Consider the following 1,625-nt stretch of genomic DNA (forward strand, 5'->3'; position numbering starts at 1 on the left):
CGTCTAAAATTTTTCTTAATCTTATTACATCTTCCGCTTTTCTAACGAAACTCATTCCCAAATAATTGACTCTGTTTTTAGCCGAAAATAAAGCGTCAGAAATATCTTTTTCCGTAAGAACTTCAGTTGTAACATGAGCGCCGGGCAAATTGATTCCTTTACCGCTTAAAATAGTTCCGCCCGTTATAACTTTACAAATCACAAGTTTTTTAGATTCGTCTTTTGATTCTACGATTAATTGAATCGTTCCGTCCGCTATCAAAAGCATAGAAGAAGGCTCGACATCATGAGCTATATTCGAGTGAGTGGTTGGGATAATATTATCTTCGCTTGTTTCTTTATATCCGCTTAATTTGACAATATCGCCTTCTTTAACGATTATCGATTCTTTCAATTTTCCAATTCTTATTTTCGGTCCTTGCAAATCCGCCAAAATAGAAACGGGTTTTTTCAAATCGTTTGAAACTTTTCTTACAATATTGATTCTATTCAAATGCTCTTCATAAGTTCCAAAAGAAAAATTGAGCCTGCAAACATCCGCTCCGTTTTCGATTATTTTTTTTATGCTTTCTCCATCCGACCATCTTGGACCGAGTGTCGCTATAATTTTTGTTTTTCTCATAATTTATTTTCCTCTTTTTTCAAAATTTAAAAATTAAGTTAATTTAAAATCAAATAATTTCCGATATTATAAAATATTAGCGATTATATTACAATTATTTTAAATTATTTTATTTAAAAAAAATTACAATTTCTATTGACAAGAATATTATTTATATTATAATTTTAAAATAAAAATCATACATATGGAGAAGATTTATGTCTACTACTACAAAAAAAACTACAACAGCAAAAAAGACTACAGCTAAAAAACCAGCCGCTAAAAAAGTAGCTGCAAAAAAGACTGCGGCTAAAAAAACCACAGCCAAAAAAACGGCTGTTAAAAAAACTACGGCTAAAAAAACAACCGCTAAGAAAACTAAATAAACTGGATTAGCGGAATATAAGAGTGTAAGAATTAAGTAATGGAGAAGATTTATGTCTACATCTGGTAAAAAAACCGCTTCGAAGAAAGAGACGGTTAGTAAAAAAAGTGTCGCTCAAAAAACGACAGCGCCTAAAAAAGCCGCTACTACTATAAAAAAAGCGACTGCAAAAAAAACTTCGGTTGTAAAAAAAACTACCGCGATTAAAAAGACGGTAGTTAAAAAAGCGACTCCTAAAAAAGCGATTCCCAAAGAATCCGTAGAGAATCTCGAACTTCGGGATAGATATATTCCCGATGAAGTCGATATAGTTAGAGAATTGCCGAATAGATATAATGAAACGAGATTAACTTTAATGATGCGTGACCCAGAATGGTGTTTCTTTTATTGGGACATTTCGGATTACGATATTTCTTATCATTCTTTGAAAGGTCGTAGAATATCCGTTAGAATATTCCATGTATTCGGATACGATATAACTAACGGAGAGTTGCATAGAGAGTTGGATGTTAATGCCATTTACGGAGACAGGTATATTAATTTGGCTATGCCTCACGCTTATTTTATAGGCGAATTGGGCTATTACGATGAAAACGGAAGATTTATTCCGTTGGCAAGAAGCAATATGATATACGCTCC

Annotated in this window: 3 protein-coding genes; 2 read left to right on the forward strand and 1 reads right to left on the reverse strand. The window is 32.6% G+C overall.

The genetic code is table 11. The features are described from left to right. Positions 1-622 (reverse strand): pyruvate kinase (locus EZH24_RS11445; RefSeq protein ID WP_236847209.1); only part of this gene is annotated, 622 nt, incomplete at its 3' end. Between the two features lie 197 nt (positions 623-819). Between EZH24_RS11445 and EZH24_RS11450 the strand changes: the two genes are divergently transcribed. Then, positions 820-987: a hypothetical protein gene (locus EZH24_RS11450; RefSeq protein ID WP_201798595.1), complete on the forward strand. Its 168-nt coding sequence runs from the start codon at positions 820-822 to the stop codon at positions 985-987. Positions 988-1,038: 51 nt separating this feature from the next. Further along, on the forward strand, positions 1,039-1,625 hold a 587-nt coding region (locus EZH24_RS11455; protein ID WP_137999226.1), incomplete at its 3' end, for a DUF4912 domain-containing protein.

It is taken from the genome of Brachyspira catarrhinii (assembly GCF_005518285.1).
In the GTDB taxonomy this organism is placed as follows: Bacteria; Spirochaetota; Brachyspiria; order Brachyspirales; family Brachyspiraceae; genus Brachyspira; species Brachyspira catarrhinii.